Source organism: Microbulbifer variabilis (assembly GCF_020524905.1).
In the GTDB taxonomy this organism is placed as follows: Bacteria; Pseudomonadota; Gammaproteobacteria; order Pseudomonadales; family Cellvibrionaceae; genus Microbulbifer; species Microbulbifer variabilis_A.
The window spans coordinates 19,610-35,841 of sequence record NZ_JAIVKI010000001.1; the positions used below are offsets into that span (position 1 = coordinate 19,610).

Annotated in this window: 16 protein-coding genes and 1 other RNA gene; 7 read left to right on the forward strand and 10 right to left on the reverse strand. The window is 53.1% G+C overall.

The window, feature by feature from the left end:
* Positions 1-86 precede the first annotated feature (86 nt).
* Both LC073_RS00070 and LC073_RS00075 read right to left on the reverse strand, forming a co-directional pair.
* The gene (locus LC073_RS00070; protein WP_226642079.1) at positions 87-2,243 is read right to left on the reverse strand and encodes a 3-hydroxyacyl-CoA dehydrogenase NAD-binding domain-containing protein; all 2,157 of its coding nucleotides are present in this window, start codon (positions 2,241-2,243) and stop codon (positions 87-89) included.
* Positions 2,244-2,251: 8 nt separating this feature from the next.
* A complete protein-coding gene (locus LC073_RS00075; protein ID WP_226642081.1) occupies positions 2,252-3,460 on the reverse strand; it encodes an acetyl-CoA C-acetyltransferase in 1,209 nt (402 codons plus the stop codon).
* A 378-nt stretch (positions 3,461-3,838) separates the two neighbouring features.
* Here LC073_RS00075 and LC073_RS00080 point away from each other — a divergent pair, with 378 nt between their 5' ends.
* Positions 3,839-5,080, forward strand: coding sequence for an OmpA family protein (locus LC073_RS00080; protein ID WP_226642082.1), 1,242 nt, complete (start codon positions 3,839-3,841; stop codon positions 5,078-5,080).
* 107 nt (positions 5,081-5,187) lie between these two features.
* Here LC073_RS00080 and LC073_RS00085 read toward each other — a convergent pair whose 3' ends face one another.
* A complete protein-coding gene (locus LC073_RS00085; protein ID WP_226642084.1) occupies positions 5,188-6,225 on the reverse strand; it encodes an AraC family transcriptional regulator in 1,038 nt (345 codons plus the stop codon).
* 439 nt (positions 6,226-6,664) lie between these two features.
* On the opposite strand from LC073_RS00085, the gene LC073_RS00090 reads away from it, so the two are divergent.
* Entirely contained in the window at positions 6,665-6,979 is a 315-nt protein-coding gene (locus tag LC073_RS00090; RefSeq protein ID WP_226642092.1) for a helix-turn-helix domain-containing protein, read from the forward strand.
* 189 nt (positions 6,980-7,168) lie between these two features.
* Here LC073_RS00090 and LC073_RS00095 read toward each other — a convergent pair whose 3' ends face one another.
* The 3 genes from LC073_RS00095 to rpiA all read right to left on the reverse strand — a co-directional run bounded on the left by LC073_RS00095 (position 7,169) and on the right by rpiA (position 9,076).
* On the reverse strand, positions 7,169-7,549 hold the full coding sequence (locus tag LC073_RS00095) for a DUF4168 domain-containing protein (protein ID WP_226642094.1): 381 nt from the start codon (positions 7,547-7,549) through the stop codon (positions 7,169-7,171).
* Between the two features lie 216 nt (positions 7,550-7,765).
* A complete protein-coding gene (locus LC073_RS00100; RefSeq protein WP_226642096.1) occupies positions 7,766-8,389 on the reverse strand; it encodes a hypothetical protein in 624 nt (207 codons plus the stop codon).
* 12 nt (positions 8,390-8,401) lie between these two features.
* Positions 8,402-9,076, reverse strand: coding sequence for a ribose-5-phosphate isomerase RpiA (rpiA, locus tag LC073_RS00105; protein WP_226642098.1), 675 nt, complete (start codon positions 9,074-9,076; stop codon positions 8,402-8,404).
* A 170-nt stretch (positions 9,077-9,246) separates the two neighbouring features.
* Between rpiA and ilvA the strand changes: the two genes are divergently transcribed.
* Both ilvA and LC073_RS00115 read left to right on the forward strand, forming a co-directional pair.
* Complete coding sequence (gene ilvA, locus LC073_RS00110; RefSeq protein WP_226643258.1) at positions 9,247-10,806, forward strand: threonine ammonia-lyase, biosynthetic; 1,560 nt, start codon at positions 9,247-9,249, stop codon at positions 10,804-10,806.
* A 245-nt stretch (positions 10,807-11,051) separates the two neighbouring features.
* The gene (locus LC073_RS00115) at positions 11,052-11,189 is read left to right on the forward strand and encodes a hypothetical protein (protein WP_172975284.1); all 138 of its coding nucleotides are present in this window, start codon (positions 11,052-11,054) and stop codon (positions 11,187-11,189) included.
* Between the two features lie 145 nt (positions 11,190-11,334).
* Here the strand turns inward: LC073_RS00115 and LC073_RS00120 are convergent, their stop codons facing one another.
* From LC073_RS00120 to LC073_RS00135, 4 genes are all read right to left on the reverse strand, one after another.
* A complete protein-coding gene (locus LC073_RS00120) occupies positions 11,335-11,913 on the reverse strand; it encodes a 5-formyltetrahydrofolate cyclo-ligase (RefSeq protein WP_226642099.1) in 579 nt (192 codons plus the stop codon).
* Between the two features lie 27 nt (positions 11,914-11,940).
* Positions 11,941-12,120: non-coding RNA, 6S RNA (gene ssrS / locus LC073_RS00125), on the reverse strand.
* 75 nt (positions 12,121-12,195) lie between these two features.
* On the reverse strand, positions 12,196-12,522 hold the full coding sequence (locus LC073_RS00130; RefSeq protein ID WP_226642101.1) for a cell division protein ZapA: 327 nt from the start codon (positions 12,520-12,522) through the stop codon (positions 12,196-12,198).
* A complete protein-coding gene (locus tag LC073_RS00135; RefSeq protein WP_152455364.1) occupies positions 12,522-12,725 on the reverse strand; it encodes a TIGR02449 family protein in 204 nt (67 codons plus the stop codon). The genes LC073_RS00130 and LC073_RS00135 overlap by 1 nt, the downstream gene beginning before the upstream one ends.
* Before the next feature lie 68 nt (positions 12,726-12,793).
* Between LC073_RS00135 and LC073_RS00140 the strand changes: the two genes are divergently transcribed.
* The 3 genes from LC073_RS00140 to ubiH all read left to right on the forward strand — a co-directional run bounded on the left by LC073_RS00140 (position 12,794) and on the right by ubiH (position 16,149).
* On the forward strand, positions 12,794-13,486 hold the full coding sequence (locus tag LC073_RS00140; protein ID WP_226642103.1) for a UPF0149 family protein: 693 nt from the start codon (positions 12,794-12,796) through the stop codon (positions 13,484-13,486).
* Positions 13,486-14,841, forward strand: coding sequence for a Xaa-Pro aminopeptidase (gene pepP, locus LC073_RS00145; protein ID WP_226642105.1), 1,356 nt, complete (start codon positions 13,486-13,488; stop codon positions 14,839-14,841). Before LC073_RS00140 ends, pepP begins: the two co-directional genes overlap by 1 nt.
* 66 nt (positions 14,842-14,907) lie before the next feature.
* Positions 14,908-16,149: a 2-octaprenyl-6-methoxyphenyl hydroxylase gene (gene ubiH, locus LC073_RS00150; RefSeq protein ID WP_226642107.1), complete on the forward strand. Its 1,242-nt coding sequence runs from the start codon at positions 14,908-14,910 to the stop codon at positions 16,147-16,149.
* Positions 16,150-16,232: the final 83 nt, after the last annotated feature.

Consider the following 16,232-nt stretch of genomic DNA (forward strand, 5'->3'; position numbering starts at 1 on the left):
GCTATTCCAGGGCTGTTCGGGTGAAGCAGCCCCGTAATTTACGACAAGTTTCCGCACTACTGAGTGACTTTTCGGTCCTTGCGTGACTATTCGGTATCTTTCAATTCGCCCTGGGATTCGGCAAGGGTCAGCAATATTTCCGGAGGTGAAAATCTGTCGCCGTAGCTTTCTGCGAGCTTGTGCGCGCGCTGTACAAAAGCAGCGATACCATATTGGTTAATATATTGCAGGGCCCCGCCGGTCCAGGGAGGGAAACCAATACCAAAAATAGAGCCTATATTGGCCTCCCGCACGCTGCGCAGTACTTCTTCTTCGTAGCAACGCAGTGTCTCAATCGCCATTATAAATAAAAGGCGTTCTTTAATATCTTCAGTAGGAGGTTGCTTTGACGGAGGGAATTCCTGCTGTAGGCCCTGCCAAAGATGCTTTTTACCCCCTTCCGGGTAAAAGTAAAATCCGCCTCCAGCCAGTTTACCGGCACGGCCCAGTTCCAGCATATGATCGATTACAGACTCTGCAGGGTGTGTGGGAACACTCTTGCCCTCTTTATGCAGGTCGCTAATAGTCTGTTGACGAATCCGACCCATTAACGTGAGTGAGACCTCATCGCTCACTGCCAATGGCCCCACCGGGAACCCGGCCAGGGATGCGGCATTTTCAATAGTGGCGGGATTTACCCCTTCACCGAGCATGCCGATCCCTTCGTTGGTAAAGCAGCCAAATACTCGAGAGGTGAAGAAGCCGCGGCTGTCATTAACGACAATAGGTGTTTTACCGATTTGTAAAACAAAGGCGAATGCCTGAGCCAGGGTCTCTTCATTGGTTTCCCGACCACAGATGATCTCCACCAGCGGCATTTTTTCTGCTGGAGAGAAAAAATGTAAACCGATAAAGCTACCGGGGCGTTTGGAGGCTTGAGCCAGTCCGGTGATGGGGAGTGTGGAAGTGTTGGAGGCGAAGATGGCACTGTTGTCTAGTTGTACCTCAGCCTCGCGGGTAACTTGTGCTTTTAGCTCCCGGTCCTCGAATACTGCTTCAATAACCAGTTCACACCCGCTTAAGTCGGCAGCATTATCTGTAGGTTGAATGTGAGATAAGATGGCCTCTACACGCGCTTCATCGGCGCGTCCGCGCTCCAGTTGTTTTTGCAGAGCCTTTTCCGCATAGGCCTTACCTTTTTGCGCTGCCTCCATGGAAATATCCTTGAGCACAACATCAACGCCTTTACTGGCACAGGCATAGGCGATACTCGAGCCCATCATTCCAGCTCCGAGTATGCCGATCTTTTTTATAGGCGTGGTTTTGGATTCACGCGCGGCTTGGGGAAGGGAGGCACCACTCTTCAATGCATTGAGGGCAAACCAGAAGGTGCCGATCATATTTTTTGCCACCTGACCGCAAGCGAGATCGACGAAATAGCGTGATTCAATACGCGTGGCCGTCTCGAAGTCCACCTGGGAGCCTTCGATAACTGTCGCCAGTATTGCTTCGGGGGCGGGTAAGCAGCCATGGGTTTTCTTTTCCAGCATGGCGGGGGCGATCATTAATAGCTGGGCATTTTTCGGATTTTTGGCATCTCCGCCGGGCATACGGTAGCCAGTTTGGTCCCAGGGTTGTAGGCTAGGCTGGTCGCCGTTGGCGCGGATAAATTCCCGGGCTTTGTTGAGCAGGTCTTCCGTATCTTTGGCTGTCTGCTGGATTAAACCGCTTCCCAGGGCCTGCTTGGCTTTCACCTGTTTGCCTTCCAGTAAGAAGGGCAGGGCATTTTGAATGCCCAATAAGCGTGGCATACGCACACAACCCCCACCTCTGGGCAGCAGGCCGAGGGTGACTTCCGGTAATCCAATTTTTACCGAGTTGTCTTCCAAAGCGATTCTGTGATGACAGCTGAGGGCAATTTCCCAGCCACCGCCGAGCGCAGCACCGTTGATTGCTGCAACAACGGGTTTGCCTTGCGTTTCCAGCCAGCGCAAATTTGCCTTGAGGTCTTCACAGGAAGCAAAGAACTCTTGGGCCTCACTTTTTTTAGCGGCATAGAGTGATTTAAGATCTCCGCCGGCAAAAAATGTTTTCTTTGCCGAGCGAACAATAATTCCCGCGAACTCCTGTTGTTTTAATTCCTCCACCACAGCCTGAAGGGAGTCTGTAAAATCTCGGTCCATAACATTGGCCGAGGCATTGGGGTTGTCCATAATCAGGTGGACAATATTGTCCCCGTCTTTTTCCAAGCGTATAGATTTCATAGTTCCCCCTAGACCCTTTCGATAATGGTTGCGACGCCCATACCGCCACCCACACAAAGGGTGACCAGACCGTAGCGCAACTGCCGCTGTTCCAATTCATCGAGAACGGTGCCGATCAACATGGCGCCTGTGGCACCGAGTGGGTGGCCCATAGCGATAGCGCCGCCGTTTACATTGATTTTCTGCGGGTCGATATCCAGTTCATGCTGGAAGCGCAGCACCACTGCGGCGAAGGCTTCGTTGACCTCGTATAGGTCGATGTCATGGGCATTCAGGCCTGCCGCCTTGAGGGCTTTGCGTGCGGAGGGAGCTGGTCCGGTCAACATGATGGTGGGCTCGGTGCCAACTACGGCGGCGGAGACAATGCGCGCGCGAGGTGTTAGGCCCAGATCCCGCCCGGCTTGCTCGCTGCCGATAAGAATGGCGGCGGCACCATCCACTATGCCTGAGGAGTTGCCCGGGGTATGTACATGGTCGATGGCTTCTACCTGGGGGTAGCGGGAGATCGCTATGCTATCGAAGCAGAGGTCGCCCATGGCGGCAAATGATGGGGAGAGGTTGGCGAGCCCCTCAAGGGAAGTCTCCGGTCGCACTAGTTGATCGTGATCGAGCAGTAGCAGACCATTCTGGTCTCGCACCGGGATAACAGATTTGGCGAAGGCGCCCCGCTGCCAGGCTTCAGCGGCTTTACGTTGGGAGTGTAAGGCAAAGTTATCCACATCTTCCCTGGAGAAGCCCCCGAGTGTGGCGATCAGGTCGGCACCAATGCCCTGGGGAGCGAAGCCTGTTTCTATAGCGGTTTGTGGGTCCATGGCCCAGGCGCCGCCGTCACTGCCCATGGGTATCCGCGACATGGACTCCACTCCACCAGCCACTACGAGCTGTTCCCAGCCAGAGCGCACCTTGGCGGCGGCTAAATTCACCGCCTCGGCACCGGAAGCGCAAAATCGGTTGAGGGTGACACCGCCGATATCCCAGTCCCATCCGGCACTGAGGGTGGCGACCTTGGCGATGTCTGCACCCTGGTCACCGATAGGGGTTACACATCCCATTACTACGTCATCGACCTTGGCGGTATCCAGTTGGCTGCGCTGCTGCAGTTCGCGCAAAAGGTTGGAGAGCAGGGTGATGGGTTTGACTTCATGTAGTGCGCCGCTGGGTTTCCCTTTACCTCGCGGCGTACGGATCGCATCGTAAATATAGGCTTCTGTGGACACGGTAATAGCCTCTTTATTTTTGTTTGTGGGTTCAACCATAGTCGTGTGGGGTTTTGGCGCAATGATGAAAGACGCCAGGGGCGGTGACGTGGATGTCAGCCCAGTAAAATAATGCAGAGAAGTTTCAAGCCTTGTTTATTCCAAATCAAACTAACTCGATGAGTGGTCTGCCGTACACTCAAATAAGGCGCTATATTTTTTATTTTCGGCCAATAAATGATGGTCGATAACGTCGCATATAGGCCGCAATAGCCCTGCCGGAATATTCATATTGAGGGTTTGCGCTAGCAGGAAAAGCCTTTATCCAGGTTGATTATTCACCAGCGCTATTCATGGGGCGACTCAAATTTTGCGGTGATCTGGCAGTGAGGATTGACTATGGCAGAGAATCTACTGGAACTGGCGGCGAGCCAACTGGGGCCCTCGGGTATTGGTACTCTGGCAGCTGCACTCAATCTTCCGGCAGAGAAAGGCCAGTCAGCACTGGATACCGGTATAGCATTCGTTCTGGCGGGAATGCTGAATAAAGCCAGCAGTAAAACCGGTATGGCTTATCTGTTCAATCTGGTCACTGGTAGTGAAGCTCCGGATCTATCCAATGTATTGGAGCAGTTCTCAGATAAGGAAAAGTTGGAGGCCTCTCTCCCGGCTGGTGATGCAACTCTGCAAAAAGTATTTGGAACCCGGGTTGATGAAGTGACCAAGGTTGCCACCACGGAAGTGCCCGGTAATGAAGGCGGACGCCTGCTTAAAATGGTACTGCCTCTGGTGACGGCTCTCTTAGGGGCCCAAGTGAAAGTGCATAAAATGGATGTTTCCGATCTGGCTTCCTTTTTAATAGGCCAGAGAGGATTCCTGCGAGACAAAATCCCCGATGCCCTCCTGGGCGCTCTGGATGTACAAGGATTTGACAATTTGGGGGAGGCCCTGGTCACCCATGGACATGCCAAACCTCAGGAGCCGCGAGAGCAGGCACTACATGGGCATGGGGAAAAGAAAAAGCCCGTGAGTTTCAGTAGCTGGTTTTTTCCATTGTTATTGGTACTGATTGCCCTATATGCATTGAATATGTGCATGAACAAGGGCAGGCAGGAGCAGGCTGCTGACCAGCCTTTCGAGACCACGCAGGAGCAGGCCTTTATGGAATCTCCTTCGGAGCCGGTGGGAGACACGCCTCCTAATGAGGGTAATGCCCAGGCACAGCTGGGGCCGGATAAATTTTCCAGTAACCTTCGCGACTATTTAAAGAGCTTTGACCGCGATCCCAATCAAGAATTTATTCTGCAGGTCAAATTTGAACCGGGTACAGCAAAACTCCTAAATCCCAAGGCGCCGGATATTGATGACCTCGCACAAATTATGCAGGAAAACCCAAATCTCACTGTCGCCATTGAGGGGCATGTGAAAGGTGAGGGGAATGAAATTAAAGAGCAGGAGATTTCTCAGGAAAGGGCGGATGTTGTGCGGGAATTGCTCTTGCAAAAGGGCATTGCGGCCAATCGAATTACTGCGACAGGTATGGGATCCGCCAAGCCCCTGCCGCAAAGTGAGACTGAACAAACTTCAGATCAGCAAAAGAAAAATGAGCGCATTAGTGTACGGGTGGTAACTACTGAGTAGGTTTTTTCTAAGCCGCGCTTCCCGAAATAAATAGCCCCGTATTTTGCGGGGCTATTTGATGAGATCATAATCAGCTTATCTTTCACTTATCGGTGAATTAATAACAGTTAACAACTGCGAAATTTCTCTCTATAGGCGCCGGGAGCGAGGCCGGTCCATTTTTTAAATGCACGGTTGAAAGCACTGGGTTCAGAAAAGCCGAGCCGCTCGGCAATTTCTGCTACTGCGGTTTCCTGTTGTTTCAGTTGGTACACGGCCATGTCGCGGCGCACTGAATCTTTGATGTCCTGCCAGCTGTTTCCTTCGTCTTTAAGGCGTCGGCGCAGTGTTTGTGGGGAAGTGAACAGGCGAGCGGCAACATCGTCGAGGGAGAGATTCTCAATACTGTTCTGCTGTTGCAGCATACGGCGTATGCGACCGGTAAAACTGTGGTCGGATTTATATTGGGTAAGCAGACACTCCGGCGCTCGGGAGAGGAAATCTGCCAACTGTTGCTCGTCCCGTACCAGAGGCATTTGTAAGTAGCGGGTATTAAATACCAGGCAGGTTTCGGCCTGGTTGAAGTAGTGCCGGCATGGGAACATATCGCTGTAGTCTTCATTGTAATCCGGCGGTGGGAAGGCCAATAACACCCGTTCGAGCAAAATAGTGCGATCAATTAGCCAGCTAAAAAAGCGCAGCCAGATAACTGCAATCGACTCCACAAAAATCTGGTTGGGCAACTTTTTATCGTTACTGTGGTGAATGATAAGTCTGGCTTCTTCGCCATCTTCTACCAGTTTGATATGAAGGTCGTCGCTGACCATGCTGATAAAACGCGCTGAACGCAGCAGGGCTCGGCGCAGGTTGGGACAGCTGATGCAGGCATGTCCCATCATGGCAAAAGTGCCGGGCAGCCAGGGGCGGGCCAGAAAGCCACCGGACTCATCATTCAGTAAGTCCCACTCCAGGCGCAACAGGTTGGCCATTTGCTCGCGGTCGATACGGCTTTCGGAATCGTCAAGGTGAGCAGGATCTATCCCGCTATCCCGCAGCAGCTGTAGGCAGTCCAGCCCCGCTGCCTGGGCGCCCACCAGTTGGGCACGAACTACCGCGGCGAGGATACCTGGGTCCGCTTCGCGGAGTTTGGGAGTCTCGCTTTCCACTGTCTCAGCCCTCAACTTGATCTTCTTTGCTGCGTGTAATTTTTAAATGCAAGCAGGGATTATGCGCAAAGCGAGCGTGAAAGTCAGGTTTATCCCTGGAGAGTGTAAGAAAAGGGCAATCTTGGCGAACTGCCAGGTTAAGCGTTGCAGTTTGAAACTGCGCAATTTTAGGGTATTTCATCGAAGTTAGCCGCAGATGTACCGACTTATCGCTGTTTTTATCGACGAGAGACCAAGTGACCTGAACTGATTTTTATTTCATTATTCAGGAAATAAGGAGCTTATGTGACTATGTTTTTCTCCTGATACAGGGGGTATAAATAAGCAAGTAAACCCTACCGTTAGCTCTTGGATTAGGTATCTAGTAGGGTAGCCATCAAAGAGACCGGCAGGTCATGTAAGATAAGAATAAGTTAAATGCCAATGAAGGAGTGGCCCAATGCCCTCAGCGTCTGTCGAAAGCCAGCTGAACCCGACAATATGTAGGCGGATGTTGATTGCCTATTTAATTGAACAGATTCCCCGTCCCAACAATCCGGCCCTGGAAGAGGCTACCGGGTGGCCGCGACGCACTGTACAGGACATTATTGCCAAGGGCTTGCCAGGCCACGGCACTCAGGTGGAATTTATTCAGGAGGGTGTCCGCCACAATGATGGCTATTATTTGCTTCGCGATTGGGGTTCCTTCGATCGCAATTGGATAAAAAATAATTTATCGGCAATTTGTCAGGTGTTGGGGGTCAACATCGGCTAGATACTTCTTGCTAAGTGCTGTTTGTATCGTGCGAGATAGCACTACTAAGGCACACTGATTCTTATCTCACCGAAATCAGGGCAGACAAACGCATTTTCGTAGAAGTCGCGCCGGCCAGAGGCCGGCGACGAAATCTAATTATTGGTTAATTGAGCAGATTGCGACGTGCAGTGAGATCTTTTACAGCGATTACTGTGGTTTTTGATTGTGACTCTGCTGCAGTATTTTATTGACCTTTTCTAGCAGAGCCGGGTTGGATTTAATACTGCTGGCAATTTCCTGGTACTTACTCTTTGACAGTCCCGCCTTTTCAATAGCCGCGACCATTTTGCCCTGGGCTTCTTTATTGAGCGCTTCAGCTTCTTTGATATCGGCTGCGGCCTTAAGTTTGGGTGCATATTCTCGGCTCAGCATCACAATCGAGCGGTAGGCATCGGCAAACTGCTTGAGCTGGGGCTCACTGAATGATGCTTTTGGGGCCTCAGCCTGGGGAGATGATGTCTGTGCGGCCGCAAAGGGCACTGTGAATAACAGAGCGAAAAGAGCGAGATACTTAAAAGGGAATTTCATTGGGCACTCCTGAAAGTTTGGGGGCGCTTTTGCTTCTCTAAAGAAAACACCCAGCCACACTGCTCAAGTGCCCAGGTGTTGCTACGGAATCCGTTGGCAGTTGATAGCACTGGTGCAATCAACTCTGAGACATTAGTTTCAGGGTAGTCAGTTTCAGAGAGGCTGTGGCGCCAATCCTCGCAACCGGAGCAAATTTTATCGGCCCTAGCCTGGGGCCTAAAACAGGCCGAGGAATTTCCTGCGCTTTGGCAGTGACTGCTCACAGCGATTGAGTTGTTGCTGATAACGCTGCGCTTTCGCTGAAACCTTGTGGGAAACTCCCTTGAGCCAGGCTTTATTTTTAAAACTGCGACGGTTAAAGCCCCCGTGCCCTTCGTGATAGGCCAGGTAGAGGTGGTAAGCGTCATTTGCATGGATTTGGCATCGGCGTGCACTGGTGTTGTTGTACCAGCCAACAAAATCGATAGCATCGCGAAAATCATCCCTATCCGCCCCATAGTTAAAGCTGGAACGTTGATATACGCGCCAAGTATTGCCCAGGGCCTGGGCGTAGCCATAAGCGTCTGAGGGGCGGGGGCCGGGGATAAAGCCAAGAATCTTGGTACGGGGGGGGCGTGCATCGTGCACATAGCGCGATTCCTGGTGCAGTATGGCCATCATAACGGCCACAGGTGACCCCCATTTCTCCTCTGCGGCCTTGGCCTCCCGGTACCAACTCTTTTTCTCGCGGAAAATAGAACAGATATTGTCTGGGTTACTGGGCGGGCTGGTGGTACAGCCCGCAATCAGGGTTATGGCGCCAAGCAGTGCGGCTAGCAGTTTCTTATTATTCTTTCCCATAGTCTCTTTGAATTATTGAGCGGTGAGGGTTTTCACTCCGGTACTGGTGCCGAGCAGCAGCACATTGGCTGGGCGCATGGCAAAGATCCCGTTAGTGACCACGCCGGTGATATTGTTGATGGCGTCTTCCAGGTCTTTCGGTTGTTCGATCTTCAGGTTATACACATCCAAAATGGCGTTGCCGTTATCGGTGATCACACCCTGGCGGTAGACTGGATCTCCTCCCAGTTTGACCAGTTCGCGGGCCACCAGAGATCGGGCCATAGGAATCACTTCCACTGGCAAAGGAAAGTTTCCCAGGGTTTCTACCCACTTGCTTTCATCGGCAATGCAGATGAACTCTTCCGCGCAGGCAGCGACAATTTTCTCGCGGGTGAGGGCTGCACCACCGCCTTTGATTAGCTCCAGAGCGGGATTTGTCTCATCGGCACCATCCACATAAAACCGCATGCCGTCCACACTGTTCAGTTCATACACGGGAATACCGTGGGCCTTGAGTCTTTGTGCGGAAGCTTCAGAGCTGGCAACGGCGCCGTCAAATTGGCCTTTGATTTCAGCCAGGTAGTCAATAAAGAAATTGGCCGTGGAGCCGGTGCCGACGCCGACGATGGAGTCGGCCTCCAGACGCGGGGAGATATAGTCGATGGCGGCCCTAGCGGTGGCCTGCTTCAGTTCATCCTGGGTCATAGGCTGGATAGTTTCCTGTGCAATTATTTCTGATTTAAATGCTTCTTTCGATAAAAAAAAGCGCAATATATATAAAAAAATGGCAATAATGCTAGCTAAGGATTAGACTGGCCTGCCGGTGTTGCGCATGTGGCGGTTGCCCTACCGCCCGCTCCTGCTACTACGCTTGCCTGAGTCGCGCACAGAAATTAACCGCAACGGCAATTGATACAGCCATGCCCAAGTCCTATATCAAGCGCATTTTAGACGCGCGCATTTACGATGTCGCCACCGAGACGCCTTTGGAGCCGATGCGCCAGTTGTCGCACCGTCTTGGCAATCGGATTCTACTCAAGCGGGAAGACCTGCAGCCGGTATTTTCTTTCAAGATTCGCGGCGCCTATAACAAGCTGCTGCAATTACCTCCGGAGCAGCGAGCGCGCGGCGTGATAGCCGCCTCTGCGGGCAATCACGCCCAGGGCTTGGCAATGGGAGCCGCGCAACTGGGGGTGCGCGCGACTATTGTGATGCCGAAGACCACTCCCCAAATTAAGGTCAACGCTGTTCGTATGCTCGGTGCTGAAGTGGTGTTGCACGGGGATACCTTTGATGAGGCTGCCAGTCGCGCCCAGCAGCTGGTGCAGGAACGCGATCTGGTGTTTGTACATCCCTATGATGATCCAGATGTGATCGCGGGCCAGGGCACTGTGGCCATGGAGTTATTGCGCCAACACTCCGGTAACCTCGAGGCGGTTTTTATCCCCGTCGGCGGCGGTGGGCTCGCCGCGGGTATGGCGGCTTATATTAAATATGTGAGGCCAGAGACTCGAGTCTATGCTGTGGAACCCGAGGAGGCCGCCTGCCTCAAAGCGGCCCTGGACAGCGGTGAGCGCGTACGCTTGCCACAAGTAGGGTTATTTGCCGATGGGGTTGCAGTAGCGCAGATTGGCCTGGAGACTTTTCGTATTTTGCGCGAAACGGTGGATGGCGTGATCACGGTAAGCACCGATGAAATTTGTGCGGCGATCAAGGATATTTTTGAGGATACCCGCTCAATCGCCGAACCCGCCGGGGCAGTTGGTCTGGCCGGTTTAAAAAAATACGCAGAACAGAGTGGCGGTCGCAATGAGGCACTCGCGACAGTGTGTAGCGGCGCCAATATCAATTTTGACCGGCTGCGCTATATCAGTGAGCGCACGGAAATTGGCGAGAAGCGCGAGGCGGTACTGGCCGTGCGTATCGAAGAGCGACCGGGTAGCTACCTACGCTTCTGTCGTGACCTTGGGGACCGCGCTATCACAGAATTTAATTATCGTTATGCAGGGGATGGCGAGGCGCATATTTTTGTTGGTTTGCAGGTATCTGCCGGCAGTGACCGCAGCCAATTGGTTGAGCGGTTGGAGCGTAAAGGCTACAGCGTAACTGATCTCACCGATAATGAAATGGCCAAATTGCACATCCGCCACTTGGTTGGTGGGCGGGTTCCAGGCCTGCGCCATGAGGTTGTCTACCGATTTGAGTTTCCCGAGCGCCCCGGCGCGCTGCGCAAATTTCTCGAGCAACTAGCAGGACGCTGGAATATCACCCTGTTTCACTATCGGAATCACGGTGCCGCATATGGCAGGGTACTTGCTGGCCTGCAGGTAGAGCCCTCGGAACGTGAGCAGCTGTTGGATCTACTGGAGCAATTGCAGTTTCCTTTTTGGGATGAAACTGAAAACCCTGCTTACCGTTTTTTTCTGGGTAACTAAACCTGACTAAAGGGCTTGCTGAGTAAGATGTCTCACCAAGTTTTTCTCTCGTAGACCAGGGGATTAGTTTTGTCGAACTTTCTTGTGCAAAAATGCGACAAAAAACGCAGAAAATATTCAATAAACGGTTACTATTCCGACGATTGTTGAGTATCTTCTTTGGTCGTGGAACTTTTGCTATGGCTTAGGTCATAAGCGGGGTGAAACGCATATAACAAAAAAATTGATCGTACAGGATGGTCCCAATGAAAGCCGATGCGCTGACAATCGCCGTGGTTGTCTTTGTCGCGGGCGTTCTGCTGAGCACTAGTGGTTTGACCGAGGTATTTGCCTCGGAAAAGGAACCGCCAGCTGCTCTGCAACAGGGAGTGGTTACCCGTTAGGCTTATGCCGGGGGGCGCTCTGCCCGAGCACAAACAAAAAAGGCCGGATACCTTTGGTATTCGGCCTTTTTTGTTCACGGTGTAGTAATTGAGTTATCCGGTTACAGTCAGGGCTAGGTGCGCCAGGGTATTTCCGTTGCATCCTCTACCGGCAGCGATAGATACGCTGCTCTGTCACCACCATATCGAGGGGAATATCCCAGTTATCTGTCGGCAGCTGTTCCACACACTGTAATTGGTGGGCAGCGCCAATCAGTTGCGGACTGCTTCCTGGCAGCAGTTGCTTATGTTCAAAAGTGCGATCGTAAAAACCTGCCCCCATACCCAGGCGGGCGCCATTGGGGTCGAAAGCTACCAGGGGTACAAGCACCAGGTCCAACAGGCCTGCGGCGCGGCTGGGGCTTCGCACTGGCTCGGGAATATCGAAGCGGTTGCGAAATGGTAGCGGGCTGCCACTCCACTGCTTAAAACCAAGATGCGGATGCGGCTCCACAGGTAATACCGGTAGATAAAAACATTTCTCGGGAAAGCGTTGTAGCAAAGGGCGAATGTCCAGCTCACCATCCATCGGCCAGTAGATACCAATATGGCGGGCGCGCTTCATCTGCGGAATCCGGCTCAAGAGCGTTATTGCCGCGCGGCCGTGCAAGCGTTGCTGATAGGCGCTGAGCCGCCTTCGCTCTGCGCGCATGTACCGGCGCAGTTGCGTCTTATTTTCGCTCATCAATTGGGGGAGTATTGGGAAAGAAATAGGAACCCCGAGTTGCGGCTGTAGACGGGGCCTTGAACCGTAAGGTTCAAGGTGGCGGTCTCCGGAGTACATAAGGCTTTCCGCTACATGGCGGACATGCGCACCAGCACCCGCTGGAAACCACCAGGGTAAGATTATCGGCTCAAGGACATAGTCTGCTGGCCAACACCCCAGGGTATGTACCAATTATAACTTGTTGAAAGGGGGGCTGTTAACCGCAAAATTTGATGTTTTGCCATACCACCCATAATAGAGTTATGACTGAGCCTTTTCTGGGTCGGTATCTCCCAAGGCGTCATGTACCTTGTTCTGCAGCCGCTCTAGGATTTCTTTCTGCAGCGGAATGCTACTCAATTCTGCTTTTGCCTGGATAAGCTCGTGGGCAATATTGAGTGCGGCCATGACCGCGATACGCTCGACGCCGATGACGGTGCCGGTGCTGCGGATTCGAGACATACGCTCATTGAGTAATTGTGCGGAAGCCAGTAGCCCAGCGCGCTCTCTGTCAGCACAGGCAACACGGTACTCTTTTCCGAGAATGGAAACGGTGACGGTTTCAGAAGTTAATGCAGTGTCAGCCATTAGGATTCTTGCGTTAGCCCTTTGAGACGATTAATCATAGCTTCGACCCGCGAGCGGGCGGCCTCATTATTTTTAATTAAGCGCTGGCGTTCACGCAGCCAATCGGCTTCCTGCCGGCGCAGTTCACGATTGTCATTGGCCAGCTGTTGGCAGCGGGCGATCAGTGAATCTACGGTGCTTTCTAACGCTTGCAGCTTATCCATATTTCCTGCGTTTGAGGTCTACGTCTGGGTTCGCAACACGACAGACTGCGAGGGATTCCGCTACTATATTGCCGGCGAAATGGTGGGTCAATCGCTCCACCTGCGTGAACAATCACAAAATCGTGCCGAGGACCCAGTTCTCAGGCTTGTTGCTGCCAACGCAGCGCATCGAATCTATCCTGATCAAGAAAAACTGTGCGGTAATCATGACTTCAGAACACAACCGATTTGAACAACTCGCCAACACCATCCTCTCCGCTGGTGGCCAGGTAGACCCCAGCGAGTTACACGGCTTTATCTGTGGCATGTTGGCTGCCGGGGCCGAACCAGATAAAAAACGCTGGCAAAAAGAACTGGCGGAGTTACTCGATTTAGAGGCGATGCCGGCAGATCTGGATCGGGATTTGTTGCAATTGACGGAGGAAAGCCGCAAGCAACTGGACGGCTCAGATTTCTCTTTTCGGCTGGTCCTCTGTGACGACGAGGATATTGTCAGCCGAGCCTTGGCTTTGGGGCACTGGTGTGAGGGTTTTTTACACGGATTTGGCGTTGGCAGTGCCAAGGTGAAGCTACAGCCCACCAGTGAAGAAGCGCTCAAAGATATCGGTGCCATCTCACAGGTCGATGCCGATCATGTTGAAGAGAGTGAAGAAACCGAGCAGCAGTTAATTGAACTGCAGGAATATGTACGGGTTGCGGTGCTCAATATTTTTACCGAAGTGCGTGGAAGTCACTCCGGCAGTGGTCCCACCGTCCACTGATGTGCCGCAGTGAACGCGAAAAAGATCCAGTGATTAGCAAGGCGGAATATGCCCGCCGCCGCGTCCGGCTAATGGCTGAGTTGGTCCCAAATAGCTTGGCGATAATCTCCTCGGCCGGGGAGCAGTTGCGTTCCCGTGATACCTACTTTCCATTTCGGCAGGATAGCGATTTTCTTTATTTAACTGGCTTCGATGAGCCGGAATCATTACTGGTACTTTTACCCGGCCGTAGCCAGGGAGACACTCTGTTGTTTTGTCGTGAGCGCGACAAGGATAAAGAGCTTTGGGATGGGCCGCGTCTGGGGCCCGAGCACGCCGTGACCCAATTGGGTCTCTCGGATGCTTTTCCCATCGGCGATCTCGACGATATTCTGCCCGGATTACTGGAAGGGCGAGAGCGTATTTACTTCCCTATGGGACGCTATGCCCACTTGGATCGACGCTTGCGCGCTTACCTACAGGCGATTGATGAGGCGCCTTCCAGTAATGGCGCGCCGGAAATGGTGGATCTGGATTATCAGCTGCGCGAGCTGCGTCTGGTAAAGAGCGAGCAAGAATTGGATTTAATGGCTCGTGCCGGGGAGATTAGCGCTGAGGCACATCGCTGCGCCATGGCGCGCTGCCAGCCAGGACTTTATGAATACCAGTTGGAGGCGGCACTCTTGCACAGCTTTATGGATGCTGGTGCGCGGGAAACCGCCTACCCGACAATAGTCGGCAGTGGCCATAATGCGCTTATCATGCACTACTGCAGCAATAAGGCGCGGATGCGTGATGGCGACTTGGTGTTGGTGGATGCGGGCTGTGAATACCGGGGTTATGTCGCCGATATCACCCGAACCTACCCCGTCAATGGCCGCTTTAGCAGCCCGCAAAAGGCCGTATATGAAATCGTTCTGGCGGCGCAGGCCGCGGCGATGGAGCAGGTATGTGTGGGCAACCACTGGGATCAGCCACATGAAACCAGTGTTGAAGTGATCACACGCGGCTTGCTGGACTTAGGGTTGTTGCAAGGGGACTTACGCGAACTGATAGATTCAGGCGCCTACCAACGCTTTTATATGCACCGCGTTGGGCACTGGCTGGGAATGGATGTGCACGATGTGGGCGATTACCGAGTACAAGGGGCCTGGCGGCAGCTGGAAGCAGGCATGGTGATGACCATAGAGCCTGGTATTTATATTCCGGCAAACGATGAGCGGATACCTTCCGAATTTCGCGGCATGGGGATTCGTATTGAGGATGATGTCGCGCTTACTCCCGATGGGTTGAGAGTGCTTTCTGAGGCCGCACCAAAAACCGTTAATGACATTGAATACACCATGCGCCACGGGCGGGATTTACTGACCCGTTAATGTATTTCGAGATTTTGTTTTTCAGTGTGCAGAGCTATTTCGGGCACTGAGCAGGGGGAGAATTTTATGAGTGAGCCTCTAGAGCGGGTAGATGTGGCTATTGTCGGCGGCGGTATGGCTGGCGCCAGCTTGGCACTGATGCTGGCACATTTTTGCCCTCACCTCAGTGTTCAGTTGCTGGAGCAGAGATCTCTGCCCGATGCCTCTGCCAGCGTGCGATTGCCCAGCTTTGATACCCGCGCCACTGCGATTGCGGCCGGTAGTTTGCAGCTTTTCCAGCAGCTGGGTCTATGGCCAACTTTGCGGGAGTACAGTGCACCTATCAGGCGCATCCAGGTGAGTGACCGGGGCCATGCCTTTGGTACTACTCTCTCGGCTGGTACCCAGAAGCAGGCCAGTTTTGCCGGAATGCTAGGGGCTGTCATAGAAAATGCGGCTCTGGGCCCCATCCTGCACAATACCTTGAATGACACAGCGGTCAGACTTCTCTCTCCAGCTCGGGTAACCTCGGTGCGTATGGATAGTGAAGGCGCTAACTTGCGCTGGACAGACGCGAATGGCGGCTCGGAACAGTTATTGAAGTGTGGTCTGCTGGTCGTCGCCGATGGAGTAGATTCACCTCTGTGTCAGCAGCTGGGAATGGAAATTGACACAGTAAATTACCAGCAGCGGGCATTGATCACTACTGTTGCTCTACAGCGGGACCACGATGGCGTTGCCTATGAGCGTTTCACCCCATCAGGTCCGATGGCGCTGTTGCCTCTGCCCCGGCGTGAGGGTGTACACCGCGCGGCTCTGGTTTGGGCTTGTGCGGAAGAGGAGGCGGATACGGTCTGTGCACTGCCGGAACAGGAGTGCTTACAACGGTTGCAACGGCAATTTGGGTGGCGCGCCGGTCGATTTCTCAGGGCGGGTGCCTTAAAGGGCTATCCGCTCAGTCTGTCACTGGCCCGTGAGCAGTGGCGACGCAATATAGTACTGTTGGGTAATTGCGCCCACTTTCTGCACCCGGTGGCGGGGCAGGGATTCAATCTGACCCTGCGCGATTGCTATGCCCTGGCCCAGGCACTGGCGCAGCCACAGCTACAGTCCGGCACTGTGGGGCATTTGGAGTGCTTGGCGGCCTATGGGGAAAACCGCAGGCTCGACCAGCAGTTAACAGTGGGGTTCAGTGACCGAATTCCGGCATTGTTTTCCTCGGCCAACCCTTTCCAACAAGTGGTGCGCCAAATGGGGATGCTTGGTCTTACACTGGTACCGCCACTGCGGCAGCAGTTTGCCGGACAGGCAGCGGGATTTGGGCTTTAATTCCGGGCCTGAAATGGCTGGGTACTATGTGCTGATTATGTCTTGGATCGGGATCGGCACTAAGTTGGGCATAACAGTGGAAA